This window comes from Pseudomonas sp. MUP55 (assembly GCF_034043515.1).
In the GTDB taxonomy this organism is placed as follows: domain Bacteria; phylum Pseudomonadota; class Gammaproteobacteria; order Pseudomonadales; family Pseudomonadaceae; genus Aquipseudomonas.
This window is the reverse complement of record NZ_CP138214.1, coordinates 4,481,758-4,507,744: the sequence shown is the minus strand read 5'-3', so window position 1 is coordinate 4,507,744 and position 25,987 is coordinate 4,481,758. Positions and strand designations below refer to the sequence as shown.

Here is a 25,987-nt window from a genome sequence, read left to right as displayed (position 1 = left end):
GCGGCGGGGTAGGAATTTTTTGACGGGCGGTGGCGATATTTTACTGGGGCGGGGAGTGGTGGTCAGGGGCGTGCGTATTTGCATTGCTCCGCGACGACGTGGCCCTTTTTAAATTAGGACGATCAGCTATTTAGGAGGGCGACTGTTATGCGCACTGTTTCAATCATCAGGGGTGGCGAAGGGCTGAGGATCCATTTGCCGGCGGATATGGCTTACGACCGGGTGGATGAGCTGGAATTATCCGGGAGGGGAAACGATTATCCTGCGACCCGTCAGGCCCGGTTGGTCATCGCTAGGCGATTCACACAGGGCGGATGAGGATTTCTTGCAAGAGCGGGAAGATGGCGAGGGTGTAAGGCCGGAGTAGGATGCCTGGCGTTGGTGCAGTGGCGCGTCGGATGGCGCTTTCGCGAGCAAGCCCGCTCCCACATTTGATTTGCGGTGGGATGGAGATCATCAACGGTTATCTGGCCGACCGAGGCCTGTTGTTACGGTACGGCACCGTGGTCGATGCCACGATCATTCATGCACCGTGATGCCAATGAGCTTCACTCAGGCTGCAGATACGGGGGCAGGAGGGTTGGCCTGCAGCTTTAGTGCCCCCCCCCCGCGATGGTGTGTCACGTTTGTTTCGCGAATGTCACTTCAAAATCACCGGAAGGTATTTCTTCTCCGATTTGCGAGGTCAATGACGTAAAGGTACATTTAGCGTGGCCCGAGTTTTTGTCGTAGTCGAATTTAATGCTTCCGGAAATGGGGCTCCAGGAATAGCCCAGTTTGACAACAACTTCTACATGCGGTGAGGGTAAACGAATTGGGCCTTGGTTAATTGCCGCAGTCCGGATGATTAGATCAAAGTAACTTTCCTTGTTCGAAGAGGTTGCAAATAAACTACAATAAGCTGCATTCGGGTCGACTTCTCCCCGGATCTCCGTGAACTTGATCGTCGCGCTCCCGCTTCCTGCAGCTTGAGCTAAATCGCGGGGATCTTTTTTTAAAGTGCTCATGGTTATGCTCCTCAGTCGTTGCCCATGATGTTTGTCTTATCGCACCCTTCTTGACGCGTCAGGCCTGACAAACTCGGAATCTCATTTGAACACCCAACTCATACTGAGATAACTGTCAGTGTTGACAGGTTTATAGAGCGACTTGGAATTATGCAGGGGTGCTTTGCCGGTAAAGAGTTATATACGCCGAAGGAGTAGGGGGCCTCATCACTGTATAGATAGGCGGCGGCCGAGGTAATGCCCCCCGTCGCAACGCCAACTATTTCACATAGGCAGGACTTTTTCATGGAGCGAAGCAATGGCTATTATCCGTTAGAACAACCATTGCCCATCACATGATAATTAAGAATATGACGCTGACCTTGCGAATCTTCATATTCCATCTTCACCGGTACAACTTCGCACACTTGCGGAATGTCACTCATGGACAGGACTTTGGCGACGTCCAAGTGGGTGCTGTAGGTATAGTCTTCAACGATGGGAGCATTCTGGCCGGCCAGTTCGGTCGGGGCTTCGTCGGCAAGGGCGGCGGTGGCGCACAGGCTGCTGAGGGCCAAAACTAATAACGCTTTCATTTCTCTATTTACCTTCTTCAGGGCGAAAGGGGTCACGGGGCCCTTGTGAGGCCGCGTGTGTAACTTAAGAGTTGGGAAGTTCGGATTAACGTTGCCTTCGTGGGGGCTGTTGCGTTGTTAATCTCGGTGTCGTGTTGACGGCGTTGATTCTAAGCCTGCGGGTTACATTCATATACCCGCGGTTTTGATAAACACTTTTGGCGGTTTTTGTAACAATCACCTCGGTGAAGGAATTTTCAGAAACCCGCAGCGCGCCGCAGGGCGCGGGCCAGAGCGGCAAACGGGTATAGCTGGGCAGTTTGTAGGGTCTTGTTACTACCATCGTCGAATGGTTCTATAGGCCCACCCCGGCTACAACAGGGGCCATACAACAACAACTATTGTCACCGAGGTAAGAAAGATGAGTGCGGCTTCCCTGTACCCCGTTCGCCCCGAAGTAGCAGCCAACACGCTGACCGACGAGGCGACCTACAAGGCGATGTACCAGCAGTCGGTGGTCAACCCCGATGGTTTCTGGCGCGAGCAAGCCAAGCGTCTTGACTGGATCAAGCCTTTCACCACGGTGAAGCAGACCTCGTTCGACGATCACCATGTCGACATCAAGTGGTTCGCCGATGGCACCCTGAACGTTTCCTACAACTGCCTGGACCGTCACCTCGCCGAGCGTGGCGACCAGATCGCGATCATCTGGGAGGGCGATGACCCTGCCGAGAGCCGCAACATCACCTACCGCGAGCTGCATGAAGAAGTCTGCAAGTTCGCCAACGCCCTGCGCGGCCAGGATGTGCATCGCGGCGACGTGGTGACTATCTATATGCCGATGATCCCCGAAGCCGTGGTCGCCATGCTGGCCTGTACCCGCATCGGTGCGATTCACTCCGTGGTGTTCGGCGGTTTTTCGCCGGAAGCCCTGGCCGGTCGCATCATTGACTGCAAGTCGAAGGTGGTGATCACTGCTGATGAAGGCATTCGCGCCGGTAAGAAGATTGCGCTGAAGGCCAACGTCGACGATGCGCTGACCAACCCGGAAACCAGCAGCATCCAGAAGGTCATCGTGTGCAAGCGCACCAATGGCGCGATCAAGTGGAACCAGCATCGCGACATCTGGTACGAAGACCTGATGAAAGTGGCGGGCACCGTGTGTGCGCCCAAAGAGATGGGTGCTGAAGAAGCGCTGTTTATCCTCTATACCTCCGGTTCCACCGGCAAGCCCAAGGGCGTGCAGCACACCACCGGCGGCTACCTGCTGTATGCGGGCCTGACCCACGAGCGCGTGTTCGACTACCGCCCAGGCGAAATCTACTGGTGCACCGCCGACGTCGGCTGGGTCACCGGCCACACCTATATTGTCTACGGGCCGCTGTCGAACGGCGCGACCACCGTGCTGTTCGAAGGCGTGCCGAACTACCCGGACATCACGCGGGTGGCGAAGATCGTCGACAAGCACAAGGTCAATATTCTCTACACCGCACCCACCGCGATCCGCGCCATGATGGCCTCGGGCACCGCCGCCTGCGAAGGCGCCGATGGCAGCAGCCTGCGCCTGCTCGGTTCGGTGGGCGAACCGATCAACCCGGAAGCCTGGGACTGGTACTACAAGAATGTCGGCCAATCCCGCTGCCCGATTGTCGACACCTGGTGGCAGACCGAAACCGGCGGCAACATGATGAGCCCGCTGCCGGGCGCCCATGCGCTCAAGCCGGGTTCGGCGGCGCGGCCGTTCTTCGGTGTGGTGCCGGCGCTGGTGGACAACCTCGGCAACCTGATCGAAGGCGTCGCCGAGGGCAACCTGGTGATCCTCGATTCGTGGCCGGGCCAGGCGCGTACGCTGTACGGCGACCATGATCGTTTTGTGGACACCTACTTCAAGACCTTCCGCGGCATGTACTTCACCGGCGACGGTGCGCGGCGTGACGAGGACGGCTACTACTGGATCACCGGACGGGTGGATGACGTGTTGAACGTATCCGGCCACCGCATGGGCACGGCCGAGATCGAAAGCGCCATGGTTGCCCACCCCAAAGTCGCGGAAGCGGCGGTGGTCGGTGTGCCGCATGACATCAAGGGCCAGGGCATCTATGTGTATGTCACCCTCAAGAATGGCGAAGAGCCGAGCGAAGCGCTGCGCCTGGAACTGAAGAACTGGGTGCGCAAGGAAATCGGCCCGATTGCCTCGCCGGATGTGATCCAGTGGGCGCCCGGCTTGCCGAAGACCCGCTCGGGTAAAATCATGCGCCGAATTCTGCGCAAGATCGCCACGGCTGAGTATGACGGGCTGGGGGACATTTCCACCCTGGCCGACCCAGGGGTGGTGGCGCACTTGATCGAGACGCACAAGACCATGAACGTCGCGTAAGGCGGGGTTGGTCAAACAAAGCCCCATTCGGTGTAAGCCGAATGGGGCTTTTTTGTGGGGCCTCAAAACCACTGAAGATCCCATGTGGGAGGGGGCTTGCCCCCGATAACAGTGTGTCAGTCAGCTTATCTGTAGCTGGCCCACCGCCATCGGGGGCAAGCCCCCTCCCACATTTTGGTTCCCCACCAGACCAATAAATATCGGTTTATCGCGTAGGACGTTTCTGAATGTTACCGTCACGCCTGAATGTGTAACCCTCGGCCCAAACCTGAGGCAATGTGCTACGGCAATGCCCCGAAAACCCCCATTCCAGACCCCCTGGGAAATAAGATTAAACGCCACACTTGCCGTGCTAGAAGGGTTTGCGAATAATAGGCCCGCAATTTGCAGTATCAACTGGTTTAATATCTTTTGTCTCTGCACAAAATCCAGAGGCTGTCAATGAGCTGGAACCGCTTTCTCGGTGCTTCTGTAAATTGTTGTCGCATTGAGGAAATATCGGCTTCCAGCCTGTCGTTAGAATGCCGATCACTCGCTCGTCGTCGCTGGCACTCACTGGCGCAGGACGCTACACCGCTATTCGGTTTCACCTTCGCCGCATCGTGGGCCATGGCTCATACTGCTGTTTTGCCCTATACCGATGGAGTCCCAAGATGAAGAAACTCGTGCTGTTGGGCGCCCTGGCGCTGTCCGTGCTGTCCATGCAGGCTTTCGCTGAAGGCAAGCCACTGAAAATTGGTATCGAAGCAGCCTACCCTCCGTTTGCCTCCAAGGCGCCGGATGGCAGTATCGTCGGTTTTGACTACGACATCGGCAACGCGCTGTGCAAACAGATGGACGTGAAGTGCACGTGGGTCGAGCAGGAATTCGACGGCCTGATCCCGGCGCTGAAAGTGCGCAAGATCGACGCGATCCTGTCCTCGATGTCCATCACCGAAGACCGCAAGAAGTCGGTGGACTTCACCACCCGCTACTACCTGACCCCAGCTCGCCTGGTGATGAAGGAAGGCACTGCCGTCAGCGACAGCCTGGATGAGCTCAAAGGCAAGAAGATCGGCGTGCAGCGCGGTTCGATCCATGACCGTTTCGCCAAGGAAGTCCTGGCTCCGAAGGGCGCCACCATCGTTCCTTACGGCACCCAGAACGAAATCTACCTGGACGTGCAAGCCGGTCGCCTTGACGGCACCGTGGCTGACGCCACCCTGCTGCAGGACGGTTTCCTGAAAACCGACGCCGGCAAAGGCTACGCGTTCACCGGCCCTGCGTTCACCGACGTCAAATACTTCGGCGACGGCGTAGGTATCGCGGTTCGCAAAGGCGACAAGGAAAACCTGGAGCGTATCAACGCGGCTATCGCTGCGATCCGTGCCAACGGCGAGTACAAGAAAATCCAGGACAAGTACTTCGACTTTGACATTTACGGCGCTGACGCCAAGTAAATAGTCGCAGCTGTCTGTCCGAAATGGCGCAAGCAACAGAACACTCTGAAGTTTGCGCCATTTTTTCATCCCCCTTTTCGAGGACCTGAATCATGTTGAAAGGCTACGGGGCCGTCATCCTCGATGGCGCATGGTTGACGCTTCAGCTCGCCTTGTCGTCCATGGCCTTGGCCATTGTTCTGGGTCTGATCGGGGTCGCGTTACGCCTGTCGCCGGTGCGCTGGTTGGCCTGGCTGGGTGACTTGTACTCCACGGTGATCCGCGGGATCCCCGACCTGGTGCTGATCCTGCTGATCTTCTACGGTGGCCAGGACTTGCTTAACCGCGTCGCGCCGATGCTCGGCTTTGACGACTATATTGACCTGAACCCCTTGGCCGCCGGTATCGGCACCCTGGGTTTCATCTTTGGCGCGTACCTGTCGGAAACCTTCCGCGGCGCCTTCATGGCCATTCCCAAGGGCCAGGCCGAGGCCGGCCTGGCGTATGGCATGAGCAGCTTTCAGGTATTTTTCCGGGTGATGGTGCCGCAGATGATTCGACTGGCGATCCCCGGTTTTACCAATAACTGGCTGGTGCTCACCAAGGCCACCGCGCTGATTTCAGTGGTGGGCCTGCAAGACATGATGTTCAAGGCCAAGCAGGCGGCCGACGCCACCCGCGAGCCTTTTACCTTCTTCCTCGCAGTGGCGGCGATGTACCTGGTGATCACCAGCGTGTCGTTGCTGGCCCTGCGCTATCTTGAGAAGCGCTACTCGGTAGGCGTAAGGGCGGCTGATCTATGATCTTCGACTACAACGTCATCTGGGAGGCCATGCCGCTGTACCTTGGCGGCTTGCTGACCACCCTGAAACTGCTCGCCATTTCGCTGTTCTTCGGCCTGCTCGCCGCATTGCCCCTGGGCTTGATGCGCGTGTCCAAGCAGCCGATCGTCAACGGTGTGGCCTGGCTCTACACCTATGTGATCCGCGGCACGCCGATGCTGGTGCAGCTGTTCCTGATCTACTATGGGCTGGCGCAGTTCGAGGCCGTGCGTGAAAGCTTCCTCTGGCCGCTGCTGTCCAGCGCCACGTTCTGTGCGTGCCTGGCATTTGCAATCAACACCAGCGCCTATACCGCCGAGATCATCGCCGGCAGCCTCAAGGCCACGCCCAATGGCGAGATCGAAGCGGCCAAGGCCATGGGCATGTCGCGCTACAAGCTGTACCGCCGCATCCTGTTGCCGTCGGCCCTGCGCCGCGCGCTGCCGCAGTACAGCAACGAAGTGATCATGATGCTGCAGACCACCAGTCTGGCCTCCATCGTCACCCTGATCGACATCACCGGTGCCGCGCGCACGGTGAACGCCCAGTATTACCTGCCGTTCGAAGCCTACATCACCGCCGGCGTGTTCTACCTGTGCCTGACCTTCATCCTGGTGCGCCTGTTCAAGTTGGCCGAGCGCCGCTGGCTGAGCTACCTGGCTCCACGGAAGCATTGATATGGAACGTATCGATCACCTGTTGCCCTGGGGCCACCTGGGTTGCGAGCGCCAGCTGAGCGTGTTTCGTTTCGGCAGTGGCGAGCGCAAGGCCTACATCCAGGCCAGCCTGCACGCCGATGAGTTGCCCGGTATGCGCGCTGCCTGGGAGTTGAAGAAGCGCCTTACTGAACTGGAACGCCAGGGTGCGCTCAACGGCGTGATCGAACTGGTGCCGGTGGCCAACCCGATGGGCCTGGGCCAACTGCTGCAAGGCAGCCACCAGGGGCGTTTCGAGATTGGCAGCGGCAAGAATTTCAATCGCGATTTCGTTGAGTTGAGCGCGCCGGTCGCCGAGCGCCTGCAAGGCAAGCTGGGCGATGACCCGCACGCCAACGTGCGCCTGATCCGCCAGGCCATGAGCGATGTGCTCAACGCCTTGCCCGCGCCGAGCAGCCAACTGCAAGGCATGCAGCGGGTGTTGCTGAGCCACGCCTGCACCGCCGATATCGTCCTCGACCTGCATTGCGACGCCGAAGCCGCGCTGCACATGTACGCGCTGCCCCAGCACTGGCCGCAGTGGCGTTCGCTGTCGGCGCATCTGAATGTGAAAGTCGGCCTGCTGGCCGAAGATTCCGGCGGCAGTTCGTTTGACGAGGCGTGTTCGTTGCCGTGGCTGCGGTTGTCGCGCGCCTTCCCCGAGGCGCAGATTCCGCTGGCGTGTCTGGCCACTACCCTGGAGCTGGGCGGCCAGGCCGACACCGGCCGCGACGAGGCGATCTTCCATGCCGAGGGCATCCTGGCGTTCCTCGCCGAACAAGGCCTGATCACCGGCGAGTGGCCCGCGCCGCAACACGAACCCTGTGAAGGCATGCCCTTTGAAGGCACCGAGTTGCTGTTCGCGCCCCACGCCGGGGTGATCAGTTACCTGCGTAAGGCCGGTGACTGGGTTGAAACCGGCGAACCGATTTTTGAAGTGATAGACCCCTTGACCGACCGCGTCAGCATTATCTGCGCGGGCACCTCGGGGGTGTTGTTTGCCGTTGAACGGCTACGTTATGCCCAAGCGGGTTTCTGGCTGGCCAAGGTGGCGGGGCGCGATGCGCTGCGTCACGGGCGCTTGCTCAACGACTGACCACCTGTTTTTGTGAGAACCGACCGCATGTATAAGCTTGAAGTCCAAGACCTGCATAAACGCTATGGCAGTCATGAAGTGCTCAAAGGCGTGTCCCTGGCCGCCGCGGCCGGTGATGTGATCAGCATCATCGGTTCCAGCGGTTCGGGCAAAAGTACCTTTTTGCGTTGCATCAACCTGCTTGAGCAACCCCACGCCGGCAAGATTCTGCTCAATAACGAAGAGCTGAAACTGGTGGCGAACAAGGACGGCGCGATGAAGGCCGCCGACCCCAAGCAGCTGCAACGCATGCGTTCGCGCCTGTCCATGGTGTTCCAGCATTTCAACCTGTGGTCGCACATGACCGCGATTGAAAACGTGATGGAAGCACCCGTGCATGTACTCGGCGTGTCGAAGAAAGAAGCCCGTGAAAAGGCCGAGCACTACCTGGCCAAGGTCGGTGTGGGGCATCGCAAGGATGCGTTCCCCGGCCACATGTCCGGCGGCGAGCAGCAGCGCGTGGCCATTGCCCGTGCGCTGGCGATGGAGCCGGAGGTGATGCTGTTCGACGAACCCACCTCGGCGCTGGACCCGGAACTGGTGGGCGAAGTGCTCAAGGTGATGCAGGACCTGGCCCAGGAAGGCCGCACCATGGTGGTGGTCACCCACGAAATGGGCTTTGCCCGTGAAGTGTCGAACCAACTGGTGTTTCTGCACAAAGGCATCGTCGAAGAGCGCGGCAACCCGCGGGAAGTGCTGGTGAACCCGCAATCGGAACGGTTGCAGCAGTTCCTGTCCGGCAGCTTGAAGTAATCCCTTTCTGTTGGAGCTGCTTTATGTGGGAGGGGGCTTGCCCCCGATGGCGGTGTATCAGATCCATATGCACTGGCTGACACGCAGCGATCGGGGGCAAGCCCCCTCCCACATTGGATCTCAAGATTGGGATCAACATCGTTTTTGAGCTTTGTGTTCGTTTACCGGCTAGCATTGGCCTTTGTCTTCATTACCGTTACTCGCTTCGGATAGCACTCCATGACCGCCCATAAAATTGGTTTCCTGATTTGGCCCAGCACAAAAGCACTCACGCTTGCGCTGGCTGAGGAGGCCTTGCGCGTTGCTCAGCGGGTGCATCCGGACGTGGTTTATGAACTGTCGTTCTTGCTTGCCGAGCCTGCGACCGAAGGTGCGTGGCAACTGCCGGGCGAGCCGTGGGCCGGCAAGCTGGAGGGTTTCCAGAAGCTGTTTCTGCTGGCCGATGAACCGCCCACCGTCATTGCGTCCCCGCTCAGCAGCGCGCTCAAGCAGTTGGTGCGGGCAGGCTGTGTGATCGGTGGCCTGTCGGCCGGTGTCTACCCCTTGGCCCAGCTTGGTCTGCTCGATGGCTACCGCGCCGCGGTGCATTGGCGCTGGCAGGACGATTTTGCCGAGCGTTTCCCCAAGGTCATCGCCACCAGCCACCTGTTCGACTGGGACCGCGACCGCCTGACCGCCTGCGGCGGCATGTCGGTACTCGACCTGCTGCTGGCGGTACTGGCCCGTGACCATGGTGCCGAACTGGCCGGCGCCGTGTCCGAAGAATTGGTGGTGGAGCGCATCCGCGAAGGCGGCGAGCGCCAGCGCATTCCGCTGCAGAACCGCCTGGGGTCCAGCCACCCGAAGCTGACCCAGGCGGTGCTGTTGATGGAAGCCAATATCGAAGAGCCCCTGACCACCGACGAAATCGCCCAGCACGTGTGCGTATCGCGACGACAGCTGGAGCGCATTTTCAAGCAGTACCTCAACCGTGTCCCCAGCCAGTACTACCTGGAGCTGCGCCTGAACAAGGCGCGCCAGATGCTGATGCAAACCAGCAAGTCGATCATCCAGATCGGCCTGTCCTGCGGCTTCTCCTCGGGGCCGCACTTTTCCAGCGCCTACCGCAATTTCTTTGGCGCCACTCCGCGTGAAGACCGCAACCAGCGGCGCAGCAGCAGCCCGTTCGAGCTGTCGTCGGTGCCGTCCGAGCGCGGTTGAGCCTGGATCAGCGGCTGCGCATTTTCAGTCCTCGACAGGTAGCTGCGGCGCTCCCTGGGCTGCGGCAATGCCCTGTACGTTCAGGGTGTTGCCGGTAGCATGGTAATAAGCCCGGATGGTCGCCATGCTTTGCGCCGAGAACCGATTGTTGCCCAGGTTGTAACGCACGCCGACTTCGCTCGGTACTTGCAACAGCGCGTCCGGCATTTCAGTGATCTGGTTGCCGGCAAGGGAGACACTGATGAACTGATGATTACCGAGCACACCCTCCGGAATGTGCGTAATTGCAGTATTGGTCAGGTTGAGTTTTCTGAGGCTCTGCAGGTTGCTCAGGTCAGGGGTGATGCCCAAGGTGTTATTTTGCAGATTCAGTACATTGAGCTGAGTCATCTCGCCGAGTTTGGCCACGGTATCCGGGGTCAGACGGATGTTGCACTGCGGTAAGTTCAGCTCTTTGAGCCGGCCCATCCGGGAAATCGCCTCGGGCAGCTCGCCCAAATCGTACCGTTCAATGGTCAGGCTGTCCAAGTTGGGGAATGCCTCCAGGAACCGTCCAAGCCTGGGCGCGGTCGTGCTTTCGTTAACCAGGATCAGTTTGAATGCATAGCCGAACTGTTTCGTGAGTCTCGGCAGCTCTCCCAGCAACGGCAAGTACCATGTCAGTTCGAACTCAGCCGTGCTTGAGCCTTCGACAGGCTGTTTACGCCACGCTGTCAACAGCTTTTCCTTGAATGCCTCGCGAAGTGATTCCTGCAGCTCCCGTTCCGCCATCTCAAGAGGCTGCCCGGTGAGGGGGTCGTTGGGGATTTCGCTTTCCCATTGGTTCAGCTCGCGGGTCAGGTCATTGAGTTCGCCTTCCAAGCGGGTGAGCTCGATTCGGGCCTGGGCGATGGTCCCCGGCAGGTTGTAGAAGTAGTCACTGGCTTCCAGGCTGTCCAGATTGGGATAGAGTTTCTGTACTCGGACAAGGTCTGCTGTTTGGGCCAGCACGCAGAAGTCTTCCCCGGTATTGCGATAGTAAGCTTTGATCCGGTCGCGCGTGGCGGTGCTCAGCGGGTTACCGGAGAAATCGAAGCCTTTGCTGATGGCGGGCGGCAATTCAAATAACTCACGGGGTAGCTCGCTGATCTGGTTGTCGGTCAACAGCAAGGTTTCCAGCGACCGTTGGCGCACCAGGTTGGCGGGAACTTCGGTGATGCCGGTCTCATCAAGGTCAAGGTAGGTCAGGCGCGGCAGGCTTTGAATATCCGGTGCGCGCCCCAGCGGGTTGCGGTCCAGGCTCAGGCTTAGCAGGTTGTGCAGCGAGACGAGAACAGTATGGTTCTCGGCGTCCAATACAACGCCGCAATTGCTGAGCGTGAGGTGTTCAAGGGCGGGCATTTCGGTCAGCGCGGCGGGCAGCCGATCCAGTGGCAGGTCACGCATCTCAAGGTTGGTCAAACCGGTGAAGCACTTGAGGAACGGGTCGTTTATCTGCGCGTGGCGGTTGCCATGCAGACCCAGCTCCAGCAGGAAGCTGAAATCGGCACTCAATGCCGGCATGTCACCGATATGCGACAGGTTCAGTGACAGGCTGTTGGGCCTGGCCAAGGGGTTGTTCTCTTGCCTGCTGCGCCAGATGTCTTCCAGCGTGTTGCTCAGTGCGCGCCTGTCATTGAGTTGCCGGGTTCGTTCTGCGGCGCTGAAGGGCCGGCCGGTGGCGGGATTCTGTTCGGGAAGGGCGGTGGCCCACTGTGCCAGGTCATCATTGAGCTTGCCTAGATCGGCCTCCCAGCGTGTGAGCTGTGCTTGTCCCTCCAGCAGCGTGCCCGGAAGTTGATACAACAATGCGTTGGCTTCAAGTTCGGTGAGGGAGGGGAACACGTTGATGGTGCGTTGGATATCCGCGCGTGCAATGGTGACTCCAAGGTGCTGCCCGGTGCGTCCAAACCAGGCTTTTATATGTTCTCGGCTGGCCAGCGAAAGTGGATTGTTGTTGAAGCTGAATCCGCTGAGGTCGCGATCGGCGACAGTGAACAGACTTTGCGGCAGTTCCCTGATCTGGTTGTTGTTGAACAGAGCGATTTCAAGGCGTGGGTGTTCGGTCAGCCTGTCGGGTATCGCCGAAATACCGGCGTTCGACAACAGCAGGCGCTCGAGCGCCGGAAGGGCACTGATATCGGGTTGTACGCCCAGTGGATTGTTGCTCAGGTTCAGCGTTTCGAGCCGGGGCAGTGCTGGGAGCATGGATTGGCCGGGTGGTGACAGGTCAATTGCGCACCGGTTAAGGAGCAGGCTTTCCAGTGAAGTCATGCGCGCCAGCGCGGGTGGAATTTGGCCGAGCATGGCGTCTTGTATCCCCAGGTACTGCAAGCCGGTAAACGAGTCGAGAAAGGTCGAGATTGAGCCCAGAGCGGGGTTGCCTTGCAGTGCCAGGGTGGAAATAGAACTGAAATCCATGCTCAGCACGGGCAGGTCCCCGATGAAGGGGACGGTGACAAACAGGCTTGAGGCCCTTTGCCTTGGCGCGTCAGGCTGTCGCGCTTGCCACAATTCAATCAGATGATCGGCGAAGCTGTTCCTGGCCGCGAACTGTGCCAATTTTTGTGTGACGTCCAGCTGGGTCCCGGTGATCGGATGGTATTCTGGAATATCTGCTCGCCAGGTTGTCAGCGTCTCGCTCATCAGTTGGAACTCGGCTTTCCAGTGTGCGAGCTGGCTGCGGGCTTCCCCCAGAGAGCCCGGCAAGGCATAGAAGACGTCACTGGCCTCTTCCATGTCCAGGCTTGGGAACAAGGCCTGAGTGGCCTGGATATCCGCCAGAGGCGCAGTGACGCCGAAGTCTTGCCCGGTATCACGGCAGTAGGTCTTGATCTGCTCCAGGGTAGTGTCCGTCAATGGATTATTTGAAAAAACGTAGCCTTGGCTTTTTTGCGCGGGCAGCTTGAATAGCTCGTCGGGCAGGCCAGTGATCCGATTGTCGGTGAAAATGACCGTACTAAGGCGGGGGTGGTTTGCCAGGCTGGCGGGTACTTGTGACAGGCTGGCATTGGAAACATCCAAGTGGTTCAAGCGCGGCAGGGGGGCAACATCAGGGGCAGTGCCCAGAGGGTTGTTAGGCAGCGCCAGTGATTGAAGGTTGTGCAGGGATGCCAGGTGAACCTGGAGCTGTTCGGTGATGATCACCCCGCACTGGTCCAGCGTGAGTGTGGTCAGTTGCGGCAGATGGCTGAGAATTTGCGGCAGCGAGTCCAGGGCGAAACGGTTCAATTGCAGGCTGCGCAAATGCGCGAATCGTTTGAAGAAAGATGGGGCTCCACGGACCGAGCTGCCGCCGTCCAATGTCAGTCTGCTCACATGATCAAAGTCGATCGCCAGCTCCGGCAGGTCTCCCATGAATGTCAGCTCGGACGAGAAACTGTCCGCCCGGGCAAACGGCGACGTCGTAGCGCGAGCGCGCCAGAGATTTTCCAGCTGGGTGGAAAACGCATCTCGCGCCGCCAGTTCCGCCAGTTGTTCCACCGCTGTAAAGGCCTGGCCATTCGAGGGATTGAGCGCCGGCAGTTGCCTTGTCCAGCGCGACAGTTGCGAGGTCAGTTGGAGTATTTCGCTTTCCCACTGCGCAACCTGGATCTGCCCCTGTAGCAGTGTGCTCGGCAATTCATAGATCAGCCGGCCTGCCTGCATGTGGTCAAGGGCCGGAAACAGTGAGCGTACGCGCGTGATATCGCCTGGCTCCGGCAGGACCCCAAAATCGCGTTTGTGCGCTCTGTAGTAAGTCTTGATGCGCTCGCGGGCCACCTGGGTCAGCGGGTTTCGCGCAAAATTCAGCTTGTTCGCAGCCTGAGGGCTGAGCGCGAACACTGCATCCGGCAATTCGGTGAACTGGTTGTTGCTCAGATTGACGACGTCCAGATTCGTATGGCTCAGCAGGCCATTAGGCAGTATCGAAATGCCAGTGTCTTCAAGCTGCAAATGGGTGAGTGCTTGCATCGACTCAATATTTGGCACCAACCCCAGTGGGTTGCGCCCCAGGTCCAGGGTAGCCAGGCGGATCATTGAAGACAGTGTCGTCTGGCTGGCCGGCGTGAGCGTCAGTGCACAATTGCGCAATCTCAGTTGCTGCAACCGTGGCATCGTCGCGATGACTTCCGGCAGCGTTTGAAGGGGGAAATTGCGCAGGTCAAGGGTCTGCAATTGGCCAAACTGTTGCAAGAAGCGCTCGACGCCGCGGCTACTTGGGCTGCCGTTGAGTTTCAGGGTGGATACATGGCTGAAGTCGGCGCTCAGCTCAGGCAAATCGCCAGGTATCGGGTCCGCAAAGCTCAGCGTTTCAATGGGTGTGCCGTTGGGTTCCCGGCGCCAGCACCGCTCAACGCGTTGGGCGAACAAGGCGCGGTTGTGCCGTGCGGCACGGTAGTCGGCCGGTGCCAGCGCAATGCCGCTGGTGGGGTCGACGCTTGGGGTGGTGGTCGTCCATTGGGCCAGGTCGTCGCGCAGGCGTGCATATTCCCCGCGCAACCGTGCCAGTTCTGCGAGCGGCCCATTGGGATGGTTTTGCAAGCGTTGGACGAACTCGTCTATTTGCTCGCTGGAGGCACCTGGGTAAATTTCCCGGATGCGCTGTTCCAGTGTGGGCGGTACATGCTGCGCGACGCGCCGGTAGCCGTCCATGCCCAGCAGGCGCAAGGTATCGACGGCGGGCTGCTTGACCGAGCCAGGGGTGACAGCTATCCGTAAGTCATCGCGCGGCAACGGGTTGTCACGGATTGCCTGCTTGAGCCTCGCTCCCTCATCTATGTGAATGCCCACTGCCTGTCGTGCGGTGTCCGGCAGCGCTTGCAGCACGCTGGTGTAGAAGTCGGTGGGAGCGGACAGCTCCAGGCCCTCACTGTCGTAGGGCTGGTAAGTGCCGTCTGCTTGTCGAACCAGCACTTTCTTCACTGTTGCATCGGCAGGCCCGCTACTGTCGAGCAATGTTGCGCCGAACGCTTGATCACGAATTTCCAGGCGCAGGTCCTTTGGCCAGCCCGAGAGGCGCGACAGGCTGTGCAACGCCAACGTGTCGGTTTCTGGGTTGTGCACTGAGTCCAGCTCTAGCCCTTCATAAGCACGGCTTACGCGCAGTTCCTGGTCGGCATGGGCGGCCAGTTCCGCCTGGGCTTGTGGCAAGCGGCCCCGGCCAATTTCCAGCCACTCGTCCCCGGTGGCCGTGTTAAGCAACTCACGGGTGAGGCTGCTGGGCAGCTGCGGTAGTTGGTCAGCGAGTCGCTTTTGCAAGGGATTGTCGATCTTTTCAAGTGCCTGGTAGCGTTCATCGAACAGTGCAGCCCTATGTTCTTTAAGTAGCTGCACCAGTTTGGAGCGCAGCAGGCGAGTTCGCGCTTGCAGGGTTTGGGTGACGGCGAATTCTTCGCCGAGCAAGGTCTTGATCTCGCGCTCGCTGAGTGTTTGCAACAGGCTTTTGAGCACGTCGCCGTCTACCAGGCGATGACGCTTGATCACCGCCGTAGCAAGTGACGCATCGTCGGTAGACTGCCAGAGGACTTCTGCGCGCTCATCGACAAACTGCAGTCGCCGGGTTTTGGGCCAGAGACGCTCGCGTTGCAGCAACTGCAGTTGCTGCAGCGGGTCAGCCTGCAAATATTGCTTGGGCTCAGGGTTGGAAAGCTGATCGATGCAGCGCTGCAGGTCCTGGTCGATCTGGAAGCGGGTAATGCTGTCGGCCAGCAGCGCAGGCGTTGGTTCGCGATTTACATGCATCTTGCGCACGGCATCCGCTGAGGTGCCACTGACGTTAAGGATCTGGTCGCGTTCGGCTATCGAGAACCCCTCGACGCTATGGCCAATCCGTCGCAGCACGGTGTTGTTGTCCCACGCCAGGGGCTGTTCAAGCTCCGTGTGCCAGGCGCCGTCGCCATTGTGAAACACCGTGGGCTGGTAGGCGTCGGGCCGAGTCGGGTGCTCGATCTGGTAGCGCCCCGGCAGTGTCGCCTCGCTGACTGAATAATGCGCCTGGTCGATGGGCAGCAGGTTTTTGCCTTTATGCTCAAGCAGGCCCAACGGGGTTGGGCGGATACTGTTTTCGGGGGGCGGGCATTTGTAGCGCTCCAGGTCAGGCTTCCAATACAACGTTTTGCCGTTGCGCAACTTGACGGGTTTGAAGCTTTCGACGAACGCCAGGACTTTGGCCGGCAATACCTTGGGCAGTTCACTCAGGCCAATATGGCTGCCCGTACCGAAGGCGCCTATTTGAATCAGTGCCTCCATGGTGGCCCATAGGTGCTCGGCGGCTTCGGTGGTCTGGCCCTGGGCCCAGTCGATGATGCCTTCGAACATCTCGCTGAGCATTTGATAGGTCATATAGGCCATCAGCATTTCGCCCAGGAAGGGTACGAAAGGTGCCACCACGAATAGGGCTATTTGAAAAATCGCTGAGACGACGTTGACGAAAGAATCCCAGAGCGCCCACCGCGCGTTGCGATCGACCGTGGCGGTAGGCACGGCAATAACCCCGGTATCGTTGAGAATCCGATTGAGTTTGCGCGTGTAGAGGTGTTCCCAAAGATCGCCGGTGATCGGTGTCACATAAAACTGCAAGTTGGGTCGCTCGATCGGGGTGTCGCGCCAGGTGGGCAGTTCGCTGCCTTTTTCGGCCTTTTGCCAGGTGACCCTGGACAGGCGTCGGCTCAGGTCGGCGAAGAAGAAACCGCGTTGCTCATGAGCGACGAAACGACTGAAAAAGACCTGGTACTGCGGCGTGCGTAACTGGCGCGTGAGCTCCAGCATCATGTCGGCTGTGGACGCGTATTCCTTGATGGGGTGTTCAGGGTCGTCAGGCACATAGGCCACGACCCTGCCAGGCTCCCGGGCTTGCTCAAGGTCCGGGGCGAACACCAGAATGCCGGGCAGCGACGCTGACATCAGCGAAAGGTCGTGGCACAGCACGGCTTGCCCATCCATGCGCATGCCTTGCAGGCCGTCGAGCAACCCCAGGATCACCAGCTGATAGTCCTCGCTGATATCACGGTTCATCCGCGCCAGTTGCAGCGCGACCCGCAGTGCGCTTTCCTGGGCGGTTTTGACTTTGGGCCGCAGGACTTGGTCGACGAGGCGATTGGAGATGCCAAGGTTGTCTTCCAGGTAGGTTTTATACTGGCCGCCAATATCAAGCTCGCGACACAGCGCGGTAAACGCCGGGATGCTGATGGCAGCGGCAACCTGCGGCAGGGTTTCATACTGGCCCGTCTCGCTGGGCCTGCGGATAAATTCGACGGCGCCGCCCATGGTGCAGGCTCGGCGGATGACCTCATCGGGCTGGCTGCTCTCATCGGAGGGGCGGCTGACCACCTCGGAAGGCTGGGTAATAAACGTGGAGTCGGCTTCGAAGGCGTCGGCCCGGGTCTCACGCTCTTCAAAATTGTGCAGCGCGGCATCCAGCAGCGACACGGTCCAGGTACGCGCCCCGGTCTTGATCGGGAAGCCTGGCACCGTGACGGGTACGTAGAGGTGCAGGAACGTAGCCTGTACGTCCAGGTCAAGGCCGAAGCGGGTTTTCAGGGCTTGCTTGAGGATGGGCTCGGCGTAGGCTTTGGCATCCGCGATCTTTTCCAGCTTTTTGTCGATGCTGTTCTGCGCCGTCATGTAATTGGCAATCAGCCCTTGCAGGCGCTCGTGCTCGGGCGTCGTCGCTGCTTTGACTCGCGATGACAGTGCAACTGGCGCGTGTTTCAGCGCGCAGTGCCGAGCGGACGAGGCCTGGCCCAGCCAGTCGGGCAGGGGGTTGGTGAGAGGCGTGTAGTGTTCGGGCGCTTGGCTGAGTGGCATCGGGGGTGGGTCTCTTGAATAAAGGGAGCCCCAGCAAAACAAAATCCCGTTCGCGCAATGAGGTGCATACGTTGCGCAGGTCACGCTATTGCCATCGATATGTTCGCGGGCCTGCTGCAAATCTTCGCTATCGGTTTAAACTGCGCCATTGCGACGCTATTTGTCGCATTGGCGTAAACCCGCGTAAAACGCGGGTTGGCGCTATAAGAAGTTGTCGCTTGGCGGCAAGGCCGCTCTGAAAACTGTCCTTACAATCCCTGCATCGCCCGCCAGTTCCAGGCAGGCGTTCCTCTTCAGGAGACTCCGATGTCCGTTGAGCAAGCCCCGGTGCAACGTGCCGATTTCGACCAGGTAATGGTGCCTAACTATGCACCTGCCGCGTTTATCCCTGTGCGTGGCGAAGGTTCGCGCGTGTGGGACCAGGCCGGTCGCGAGCTGATCGACTTTGCCGGCGGCATCGCGGTCAACGTACTGGGCCACGCCCACCCGGCGCTGGTCGGCGCACTGACCGAGCAGGCCAACAAGCTGTGGCATGTCTCCAACGTGTTCACCAACGAGCCGGCGTTGCGCCTGGCGCACAAGCTGATCGACGCCACCTTTGCCGAACGTGTGTTCTTCTGCAACTCCGGCGCCGAAGCCAACGAGGCCGCCTTCAAGCTGGCCCGTCGCGTTGCGTTCGACCGTTTCGGCAGCGAGAAGTACGAGATCATCGCCGCGCTGAACAGCTTCCACGGCCGTACCCTGTTCACCGTGAACGTCGGTGGCCAGTCCAAGTACTCTGACGGTTTCGGGCCTAAAATCACCGGCATCACCCATGTGCCTTACAACGACCTGGCCGCGCTGAAAGCCGCCGTGTCGGACAAGACCTGCGCCGTGGTGCTGGAGCCGATCCAGGGCGAAGGCGGCGTACTGCCGGCCGAGCTGGCTTACCTGCAAGGTGCCCGCGAACTGTGCGACGCCAATGATGCGCTGCTGGTGTTCGACGAAGTGCAAACCGGCATGGGCCGTAGCGGCCACCTGTTCGCCTACCAACACTACGGCGTGGTGCCGGACATCCTCACCAGCGCCAAGAGCCTGGGTGGCGGTTTCCCGATTGCCGCGATGCTCACCCGTGAAGACCTGGCCAAGCACCTGGTGGTCGGCACCCACGGCACCACTTACGGCGGCAACCCGCTGGCGTGCGCAGTGGCTGAAGCGGTGATCGACGTGATCAACACTCCGCAAGTGCTGGCTGGCGTGAATGCCAAGCACGCGCTGTTCAAGTCGCGGCTGGAGCAGATCGGCAAGCAGTACGGCCTCTTCACCCAGGTGCGTGGCTTGGGCCTGCTGATCGGTTGCGTGTTGAGCGATGCGTTCAAAGGCAAGGCCAAGGACGTGTTCAACGCCGCCGAGAAAGAAAACCTGATGATCCTGCAAGCCGGCCCGGACGTGGTGCGTTTTGCCCCGAGCCTGGTGGTGGAAGAAGCAGACATCAACGAAGGCCTGGACCGCTTCGAACGTGCGGTAAAAACGCTGACCCAAGCCTGATAGCTACACCTTCTGCCGGCTGGACTGGGTCAAAAATGTGGGAGGGGGCTTGCCCCCGATAGCAGTCTGTCAGTTGATATATCCGGTGACTGATACACCGCTATCGGGGGCAAGCCCCCTCCCACATTGGAATAGGGTTGTTCCAGATATGTCCGGTAATTTTCCCCAATGAGTTTTAGAGTTAAGGAGTGACACCCATGCTGGTGATGCGCCCCGCGCAAATGGCTGATCTGGGCGAGGTACAGCGTCTGGCTGCGGACAGCCCGATTGGTGTCACCTCCTTGCCCGATGATGTGGAACGCCTGAGCGACAAGATCGCCGCCAGCGAAGCGTCCTTCGCGGCCGAGGTGAGTTTCAACGGTGAAGAAAGCTATTTCTTCGTGCTCGAAGACACCGAGACCGGCAAGCTCGCCGGCTGCTCGGCCATCGTCGCCTCGGCTGGTTACTCCGAACCTTTCTACAGTTTTCGTAACGAGACCTTCGTGCACGCTTCCCGCGAGCTGAAGATCCACAACAAGATCCACGTGCTGTCCCAGTGCCACGACCTCACCGGCAACAGCCTGCTCACCAGCTTCTACGTGGTGCCTGAACTGGTCGGTTCGCCGTGGTCTGAGCTCAACTCCCGCGGCCGCCTGCTGTTCGTCGCCAGCCACCCCGAGCGCTTTGCCGATTCAGTGGTCACCGAAATCGTCGGCTACAGCGACGAGAACGGTGATTCGCCGTTCTGGGACGCCATCGGCCGCAACTTCTTCGACCTCAACTATGCCGCCGCCGAGCGTCTGTGCGGGCTGAAAAGCCGCACCTTCCTCGCCGAGCTGATGCCGCATTACCCGATCTACGTGCCGCTGCTGCCGGATGAAGCCCAGGAAGCCATGGGCCAGGTGCACCCACGGGCGCAGATCACCTTCGACATCCTGATGCGCGAAGGCTTCGAGACCGACCACTACATCGACATCTTCGACGGCGGCCCAACCCTGCATGCGCGGGTTTCCGGCATTCGTTCGATCGCCCAGAGCCGCGTGGTGCCGGTGAAGATCGGCGAGATGCTCAAGGGTGTCGGCCGCCAGTACCTGGTGAGCAACGCGCAGCTGCAGGATTACCGTGCGGTGATGCTGGAACTGGACTATGCCCCCGGCAAACCGGTAACCCTGGACCTGGCGGCTGCCGAAGCCCTGGGCGTAGGCGAAGGCGCGAGTGTGCGTCTGGTTGCAGTGTAAGAGCCGGTATAAAACAGAGTTTCGCGGGTGGCTGCAAAGCGGCCCGTTCGAGGAGATAGCATGATCGTTCGTCCCGTACGCAGCAGCGATTTACCGGCCCTGATTGATCTGGCGCGCAGCACCGGCACCGGCCTCACCACCTTGCCGGCCAACGAAGAGCGCCTGACCCACCGCGTGGGCTGGGCTGAAAAAACCTTTCGCGGCGAAGCCGGGCGCGGCGATGCCGATTACCTGTTCGTGCTGGAAAACGACGAAGGCCGGGTGGTGGGCATTTCGGCCATCGCCGGTGCCGTCGGCCTGCGCGAGCCGTGGTACAACTTCCGGGTCGGCCTGACGGTCAGCGCCTCCCAGGAGTTGAACATCTACCGCGAAATCCCGACGCTGTTTTTGGCCAACGACCTCACCGGCAATTCCGAGCTGTGTTCGTTGTTCCTGCACGCCGATTACCGCAACGGCCTCAACGGCCGCATGCTGGCCAAGGCGCGCATGCTGTTTATCGCTGAATTCCCGCAGCTGTTCGGCAACAAGATCATCGCCGAAATGCGCGGCGTGTCCAACGAAGCGGGGCGCTCGCCGTTCTGGGAGAGCCTGGGCCGGCACTTCTTCAAGATGGAATTCAGCCAGGCTGACTACCTCACCGGTGTGGGCAACAAGGCGTTTATCGCCGAGCTGATGCCCAAGTTTCCGCTGTACAGCTGCTTTCTTTCCGAAGACGCACGCAACGTGATCGGCAAGGTCCATCCGGATACCGAACCGGCGCTGAGCATGCTCAAGAGCGAAGGCTTCAGCTACCAGGGCTACGTGGATATTTTCGACGCAGGCCCGGCGGTGGAATGTGAAACCAGCAAGATCCGTGCGGTGCGCGACAGCCAGTCGCTGGTGCTGGCCATCGGCACGCCGGGGGACGACGCCACGCCGTTCCTGATCCATAACCGCAAACGTGAAGACTGCCGCATCACCGCTGCACCGGCTCGGCTGGCGGCGGGTACGCTGGTGGTCGATCCTCAGACCGCCAAGCGCCTGCAACTGGTGGTGGGTGATCAAGTGCGTGCCGTACCGTTGTCCGCAGCCCGGGAGTCGAAATAATGAATTCGTTGTATATCGCAGGTAGCTGGCTGGCCGGCCAGGGTGAACTGTTTGAATCGCGTAACCCCGTGACCCAGCACGTGCTGTGGAGCGGCAATGGTGCGACGGCCGAGCAGGTCGAGTCCGCCGTGCAGGCTGCACGCCAGGCGTTTCCAGGCTGGGCGCGGCGTTCGCTGGAAGAGCGCATCAGCGTGCTGGAAACCTTCGCCAGTACCCTGAAAAGCCGCGCCGATGAAATCGCCCGCTGCATCGGTGAGGAAACCGGTAAGCCGTTGTGGGAATCGGCCACCGAAGTCACCAGCATGGCCAACAAGATCGCGATCTCGGTGCAAAGCTACCGCGAACGTACCGGCGAGAAGAGCGGCCCCCTGGGCGATGCCACCGCTGTGCTGCGTCACAAGCCCCACGGTGTGGTGGCGGTGTTCGGCCCTTACAATTTCCCCGGCCACTTGCCGAACGGGCATATCGTCCCGGCGCTGCTGGCGGGTAACACCGTACTGTTCAAACCGAGCGAGCTCACGCCGAAAGTCGCCGAGCTGACCGTGCAGTGCTGGATCGAAGCAGGCTTGCCGGCGGGTGTCCTGAACCTGCTGCAAGGTGCGCGGGAAACCGGTATCGCGTTGGCGGCCAACCCCGGCATCGACGGGCTGTTCTTCACCGGCTCCAGCCGCACCGGCAACCATCTGCACCAGCAGTTCTCCGGCCGCCCGGACAAGATCCTGGCCCTGGAAATGGGCGGCAACAACCCGCTGGTGGTGGACGAAGTGGCCGACGTGGATGCGGCGGTGTACACCATCATCCAGTCGGCCTTTATTTCCGCCGGCCAGCGCTGCACCTGCGCCCGTCGCCTCTTGGTGCCGGATGGCGCCTGGGGTGACGCATTGCTGGCGCGTCTGGTGGCGGTCAGTGCAACGATTGAAGTCGGTGCGTTCGACCAGCAGCCAGCGCCGTTCATGGGCTCGGTGATTTCCCTGGCGGCGGCCAAAGCGTTGATGGACGCCCAAGAGCTGATGTTGGCCAATGGCGCCGTGGCGCTGCTGGAAATGACCCAGCCCCAGGATCAGGCCGCCTTGCTGACACCGGGCATCATTGACGTGACGGCCGTGACCGAGCGCGAGGACGAGGAGCTGTTCGGCCCGTTGTTGCAGGTGATTCGCTACGCTGATTTTGCGGCGGCCATTACCGAGGCCAACAACACCCAGTACGGCTTGGCTGCGGGTTTGCTCTCCGATTCCGAGGCGCGTTACCAGCAGTTCTGGCTAGAAAGCCGCGCCGGCATCGTCAACTGGAACAAACAGCTGACCGGCGCCGCCAGCACCGCGCCGTTCGGCGGGGTAGGGGCTTCGGGCAACCACCGCGCCAGTGCCTATTACGCAGCGGATTACTGCGCGTACCCGGTGGCGTCGCTGGAGACACCTGCGTTGGTCGTGCCAGCCACACTAACCCCCGGCATCACACTGATCTAAATGTGGGAGGGGGCTTGCCCCCGATGGCGGTGGATCAGTCACCTGATTCATCAACTGACAAACTGCTATCGGGGGCAAGCCCCCTCCCACATTGAGTTGTGGTGTGTTCAAGTAACCCGATGCCTATAAAAACAGATGTTCGTGGAGCCTCGCCGATGAAATCCTGTGAAGTCAATTTTGACGGTCTAGTGGGGCCGACCCATAACTACGGCGGTTTGTCCTTCGGCAACGTCGCGTCCCAGAGCAACAGCCAGCAGCATTCCAACCCCAAGGAAGCGGCGTTGCAGGGCCTGCAGAAAATGAAAGCGCTGATGGACATGGGCTTTGTGCAAGGCGTGCTTGCGCCCCAGGAACGTCCGGACGTGGCGGCTTTGCGCACCCTGGGTTTCAGTGGCACCGACGCTCAGGTCATTCAGCAGGCGGCCAAGCAGGCCATGCCGTTGCTGGTGGCGAGCTGCTCGGCGTCGAGCATGTGGGTGGCCAACGCCGCCACCGTCAGCCCCAGCGCCGATACGGCCGATGGCCGCGTGCACTTCACCGCTGCCAACCTCAACTGCAAGTACCACCGCAGCATCGAACACCCGACCACCAGCCGCGTGCTGGGGGCAATGTTCGCCGACCAACAGCATTTTGCTCATCACGCCGCGTTGCCGGCGGTGGCGCAGTTCGGTGATGAAGGCGCGGCGAACCACACGCGTTTTTGCCGTGACTACGGCGAGGCGGGCGTGGAGTTCTTTGTGTTCGGGCGCAGTGCGTTCGACGCCCGTTACCCGGCCCCGCAGAAATACCCGGCGCGCCAGACCCTCGAGGCGTCCCAGGCGGTGGCGCGTCTGCACGGCCTGAAGGATGGCGGCGTGGTCTACGCCCAGCAGAACCCGGCGGTGATCGATGCCGGTGTGTTCCACAACGACGTGATCGCGGTGGGCAATGGCGAAATGCTGTTCTATCACGAGGACGCGTTCCTCAATACCGAACAGATGCTTGGCGAGTTGCAAGGCAAACTGGGCACGTTGGGCGGCAACTTCCAGTCGGTCTGCGTGCCGCGGGCCCAGGTCAGTGTCGAGGACGCGGTGCGCTCCTACTTGTTCAACAGCCAGTTGCTGACACGCCCTGACGGCTCGATGCTGCTGATCGTGCCGGAAGAATGCCGCGCCAACGAGCGTGTCTGGCAGTACCTGCAACAGCTCACCGCTTCCGGCGGGTTGATCCGCGAAGTAAAAGTCTTCGACCTCAAGCAAAGCATGCAAAACGGCGGCGGCCCGGCGTGCCTGCGTCTGCGTGTGGCATTGAACGAAACTGAACTGGCGGCGGTGAATCCAGGCGTTATCATGACCGCGCCGCTGTACGAGACCCTGACCGACTGGGTCAACAGGCACTACCGCGACAGCCTGCGCGAAAGCGACCTGGCTGACCCGCAACTGCTGCTTGAGTGCCGGACGGCACTGGATGAACTGACGCAAATCCTTAAACTGGGCTCGGTTTATCCTTTCCAGATCAATTAACGCCCTATGGCTGAGATATTTTATTTATGACCGACACCCTGAAGCTGATCCTTGAAGACACCGACGGCACCCAGCTGGAAACGTCCTGCACCCGCGTTGCCGTGGTCTGGCAGGGCAAGGAGATCTGGATCCAGCACGACGGCCGCGGCCAGCTGTTGATCGGCGTGGATGTGGAGGAGGGCGACGCCGAGTATGCCAACCTGCTGATGCGCCCATTGGCGACCAACCTGATGAGCCTGCAACTGGAAATGGAACCGGCCGACGTTGAAGGTGACGACGACGATCACGTTCATGGTCCAGGCTGCAACCACTAAGGAAGCTGCTTATGCTCGCCCTCGGCAAACTGCTTGAACTGACCCTCGCCGGTCGCGAACCGGCGCAAAAAATTCAACTGACTGTCGACGGCGTGCAGATGCGCTGGCTCAGTGAAGGCGCGCTTGAGGTGCGTCCTCCTGAAGCTCGGGACAATGGCAGCGACCTGCTGCTGTCGTCCGGCATCCATGGCAACGAAACCGCGCCGATCGAATTGCTCGACCGTCTGTTGCATGGCATCGCACGTGGGGAGATCAAACCCCGCACCCGTATTCTGTTCCTGTTCGGCAACCCCGAGGCCATGCGTCGCGGCGAGCGTTACCTGGAACTGGACGTCAACCGGCTGTTCAACGGCCGTCATGAAAGCAACATCGGCCCTGAAGCCATGCGCGCCGCCGAGCTTGAACAGTTGGCCCGCAGCTTTTTTAGCCAGCCTGGCCGTTCGCGCCTGCATTACGACCTGCACACGGCCATTCGCGGCTCGAAGATCGAGCAGTTCGCGCTGTACCCCTGGAAAGACGGGCGTCAGCATTCACGCCGTGAACTGGAGCGTCTGCGCGCCGCCGGGATGGAAGCGGTGCTGCTGCAGAACAAGACGTCGGTCACCTTTACCGCATTTACCTACGAGCAGCTGGAGGCCGAGGCCTTCACCCTGGAACTGGGCAAGGCACGGCCGTTCGGGCAGAACCAGGGCGTGGATGTGTCGCGTCTGGAAACCCGCCTCAAGCACATCATCGAGGGCACCGAGCCCGAGACCGATAGCCTCGACGGCATGCAGTTGTTCGCCGTTGCGCGGGAAGTGATCAAGCACAGCGACGCCTTCCTGATGCACCTGCCGGCGGACGTGGAAAACTTTTCCGAGTTGGAAAAAGGCTATCTGCTGGCCGAAGACGTGGCCAAGACCCGTTGGGTGATCGAGGAGGAGGGCGCACGCATCATCTTTCCCAACCCGAAGGTCAAGAATGGTCTGCGCGCCGGAATATTGATCGTGCCGACCACGGACGCTGGCCTGGCCTAGATGCAAATGTGGGAGGGGGCTTGCCCCCAATAGCGGTGTGTCAGCCAGCTCATCTGTAGCTGACCCACTGCTATCGGGAGCAAGCCCCCTCCC

Annotated in this window: 17 protein-coding genes; 14 read left to right on the top strand and 3 right to left on the bottom strand. The window is 60.2% G+C overall.

Annotated features, from left to right (window positions below):
• Nucleotides 1–620 precede the first annotated feature (620 nt).
• Together SC318_RS20235 and SC318_RS20230 are read right to left on the bottom strand one after the other, a co-directional pair.
• Entirely contained in the window at nt 621–1,007 is a 387-nt protein-coding gene (locus SC318_RS20235; protein WP_320428205.1) for a hypothetical protein, read from the bottom strand.
• A 305-nt stretch (nt 1,008–1,312) separates the two neighbouring features.
• A complete protein-coding gene (locus SC318_RS20230; RefSeq protein ID WP_320428204.1) occupies nt 1,313–1,582 on the bottom strand; it encodes a DUF2790 domain-containing protein in 270 nt (89 codons plus the stop codon).
• Nucleotides 1,583–1,982: 400 nt separating this feature from the next.
• Here SC318_RS20230 and acs point away from each other — a divergent pair, with 400 nt between their 5' ends.
• The 7 genes from acs to argR all read left to right on the top strand — a co-directional run bounded on the left by acs (nt 1,983) and on the right by argR (nt 9,960).
• The gene (gene acs / locus SC318_RS20225; RefSeq protein ID WP_320428203.1) at nt 1,983–3,938 is read left to right on the top strand and encodes an acetate--CoA ligase; all 1,956 of its coding nucleotides are present in this window, start codon (nt 1,983–1,985) and stop codon (nt 3,936–3,938) included.
• Nucleotides 3,939–4,591: 653 nt separating this feature from the next.
• Entirely contained in the window at nt 4,592–5,377 is a 786-nt protein-coding gene (locus SC318_RS20220; RefSeq protein ID WP_124405049.1) for an L-arginine-binding protein AotJ, read from the top strand.
• Nucleotides 5,378–5,469: 92 nt separating this feature from the next.
• Complete coding sequence (locus SC318_RS20215; RefSeq protein WP_078738713.1) at nt 5,470–6,159, top strand: ABC transporter permease; 690 nt, start codon at nt 5,470–5,472, stop codon at nt 6,157–6,159.
• The gene (locus tag SC318_RS20210; protein ID WP_034119440.1) at nt 6,156–6,854 is read left to right on the top strand and encodes an ABC transporter permease; all 699 of its coding nucleotides are present in this window, start codon (nt 6,156–6,158) and stop codon (nt 6,852–6,854) included. Before SC318_RS20215 ends, SC318_RS20210 begins: the two co-directional genes overlap by 4 nt.
• 1 nt (nt 6,855) lies before the next feature.
• Entirely contained in the window at nt 6,856–7,968 is a 1,113-nt protein-coding gene (locus SC318_RS20205; RefSeq protein WP_320428202.1) for a succinylglutamate desuccinylase/aspartoacylase family protein, read from the top strand.
• Nucleotides 7,969–7,995: 27 nt separating this feature from the next.
• Nucleotides 7,996–8,760 carry an ABC transporter ATP-binding protein gene (locus SC318_RS20200; protein ID WP_010208310.1) on the top strand — a complete coding sequence of 255 codons (765 nt, stop codon included), beginning with the start codon at nt 7,996–7,998 and terminating at the stop codon, nt 8,758–8,760.
• A gap of 219 nt (nt 8,761–8,979) precedes the next feature.
• Complete coding sequence (gene argR, locus SC318_RS20195) at nt 8,980–9,960, top strand: transcriptional regulator ArgR (protein WP_320428201.1); 981 nt, start codon at nt 8,980–8,982, stop codon at nt 9,958–9,960.
• 24 nt (nt 9,961–9,984) lie between these two features.
• Here the strand turns inward: argR and SC318_RS20190 are convergent, their stop codons facing one another.
• Nucleotides 9,985–17,766 carry a dermonecrotic toxin domain-containing protein gene (locus SC318_RS20190; protein ID WP_320428200.1) on the bottom strand — a complete coding sequence of 2,594 codons (7,782 nt, stop codon included), beginning with the start codon at nt 17,764–17,766 and terminating at the stop codon, nt 9,985–9,987.
• A 306-nt stretch (nt 17,767–18,072) separates the two neighbouring features.
• Between SC318_RS20190 and SC318_RS20185 the strand changes: the two genes are divergently transcribed.
• The 7 genes from SC318_RS20185 to astE all read left to right on the top strand — a co-directional run bounded on the left by SC318_RS20185 (nt 18,073) and on the right by astE (nt 25,894).
• Nucleotides 18,073–19,293, top strand: coding sequence for an aspartate aminotransferase family protein (locus tag SC318_RS20185; protein WP_320428199.1), 1,221 nt, complete (start codon nt 18,073–18,075; stop codon nt 19,291–19,293).
• Between the two features lie 197 nt (nt 19,294–19,490).
• Nucleotides 19,491–20,510: an arginine/ornithine succinyltransferase subunit alpha gene (aruF, locus tag SC318_RS20180; RefSeq protein ID WP_124364050.1), complete on the top strand. Its 1,020-nt coding sequence runs from the start codon at nt 19,491–19,493 to the stop codon at nt 20,508–20,510.
• Between the two features lie 60 nt (nt 20,511–20,570).
• Nucleotides 20,571–21,596 carry an arginine N-succinyltransferase subunit beta gene (gene astA, locus SC318_RS20175; RefSeq protein WP_124387846.1) on the top strand — a complete coding sequence of 342 codons (1,026 nt, stop codon included), beginning with the start codon at nt 20,571–20,573 and terminating at the stop codon, nt 21,594–21,596.
• Nucleotides 21,593–23,062, top strand: coding sequence for a succinylglutamate-semialdehyde dehydrogenase (astD, locus tag SC318_RS20170; protein ID WP_320431268.1), 1,470 nt, complete (start codon nt 21,593–21,595; stop codon nt 23,060–23,062). The genes astA and astD overlap by 4 nt, the downstream gene beginning before the upstream one ends.
• A 155-nt stretch (nt 23,063–23,217) precedes the next feature.
• Nucleotides 23,218–24,564, top strand: a complete 1,347-nt coding sequence (gene astB / locus SC318_RS20165; protein WP_320428198.1) for an N-succinylarginine dihydrolase — start codon at nt 23,218–23,220, stop codon at nt 24,562–24,564.
• Nucleotides 24,565–24,590: 26 nt separating this feature from the next.
• On the top strand, nt 24,591–24,878 hold the full coding sequence (locus SC318_RS20160) for a hypothetical protein (RefSeq protein ID WP_003175651.1): 288 nt from the start codon (nt 24,591–24,593) through the stop codon (nt 24,876–24,878).
• A gap of 11 nt (nt 24,879–24,889) precedes the next feature.
• Nucleotides 24,890–25,894: a succinylglutamate desuccinylase gene (gene astE, locus SC318_RS20155; RefSeq protein ID WP_320428197.1), complete on the top strand. Its 1,005-nt coding sequence runs from the start codon at nt 24,890–24,892 to the stop codon at nt 25,892–25,894.
• Nucleotides 25,895–25,987: the final 93 nt, after the last annotated feature.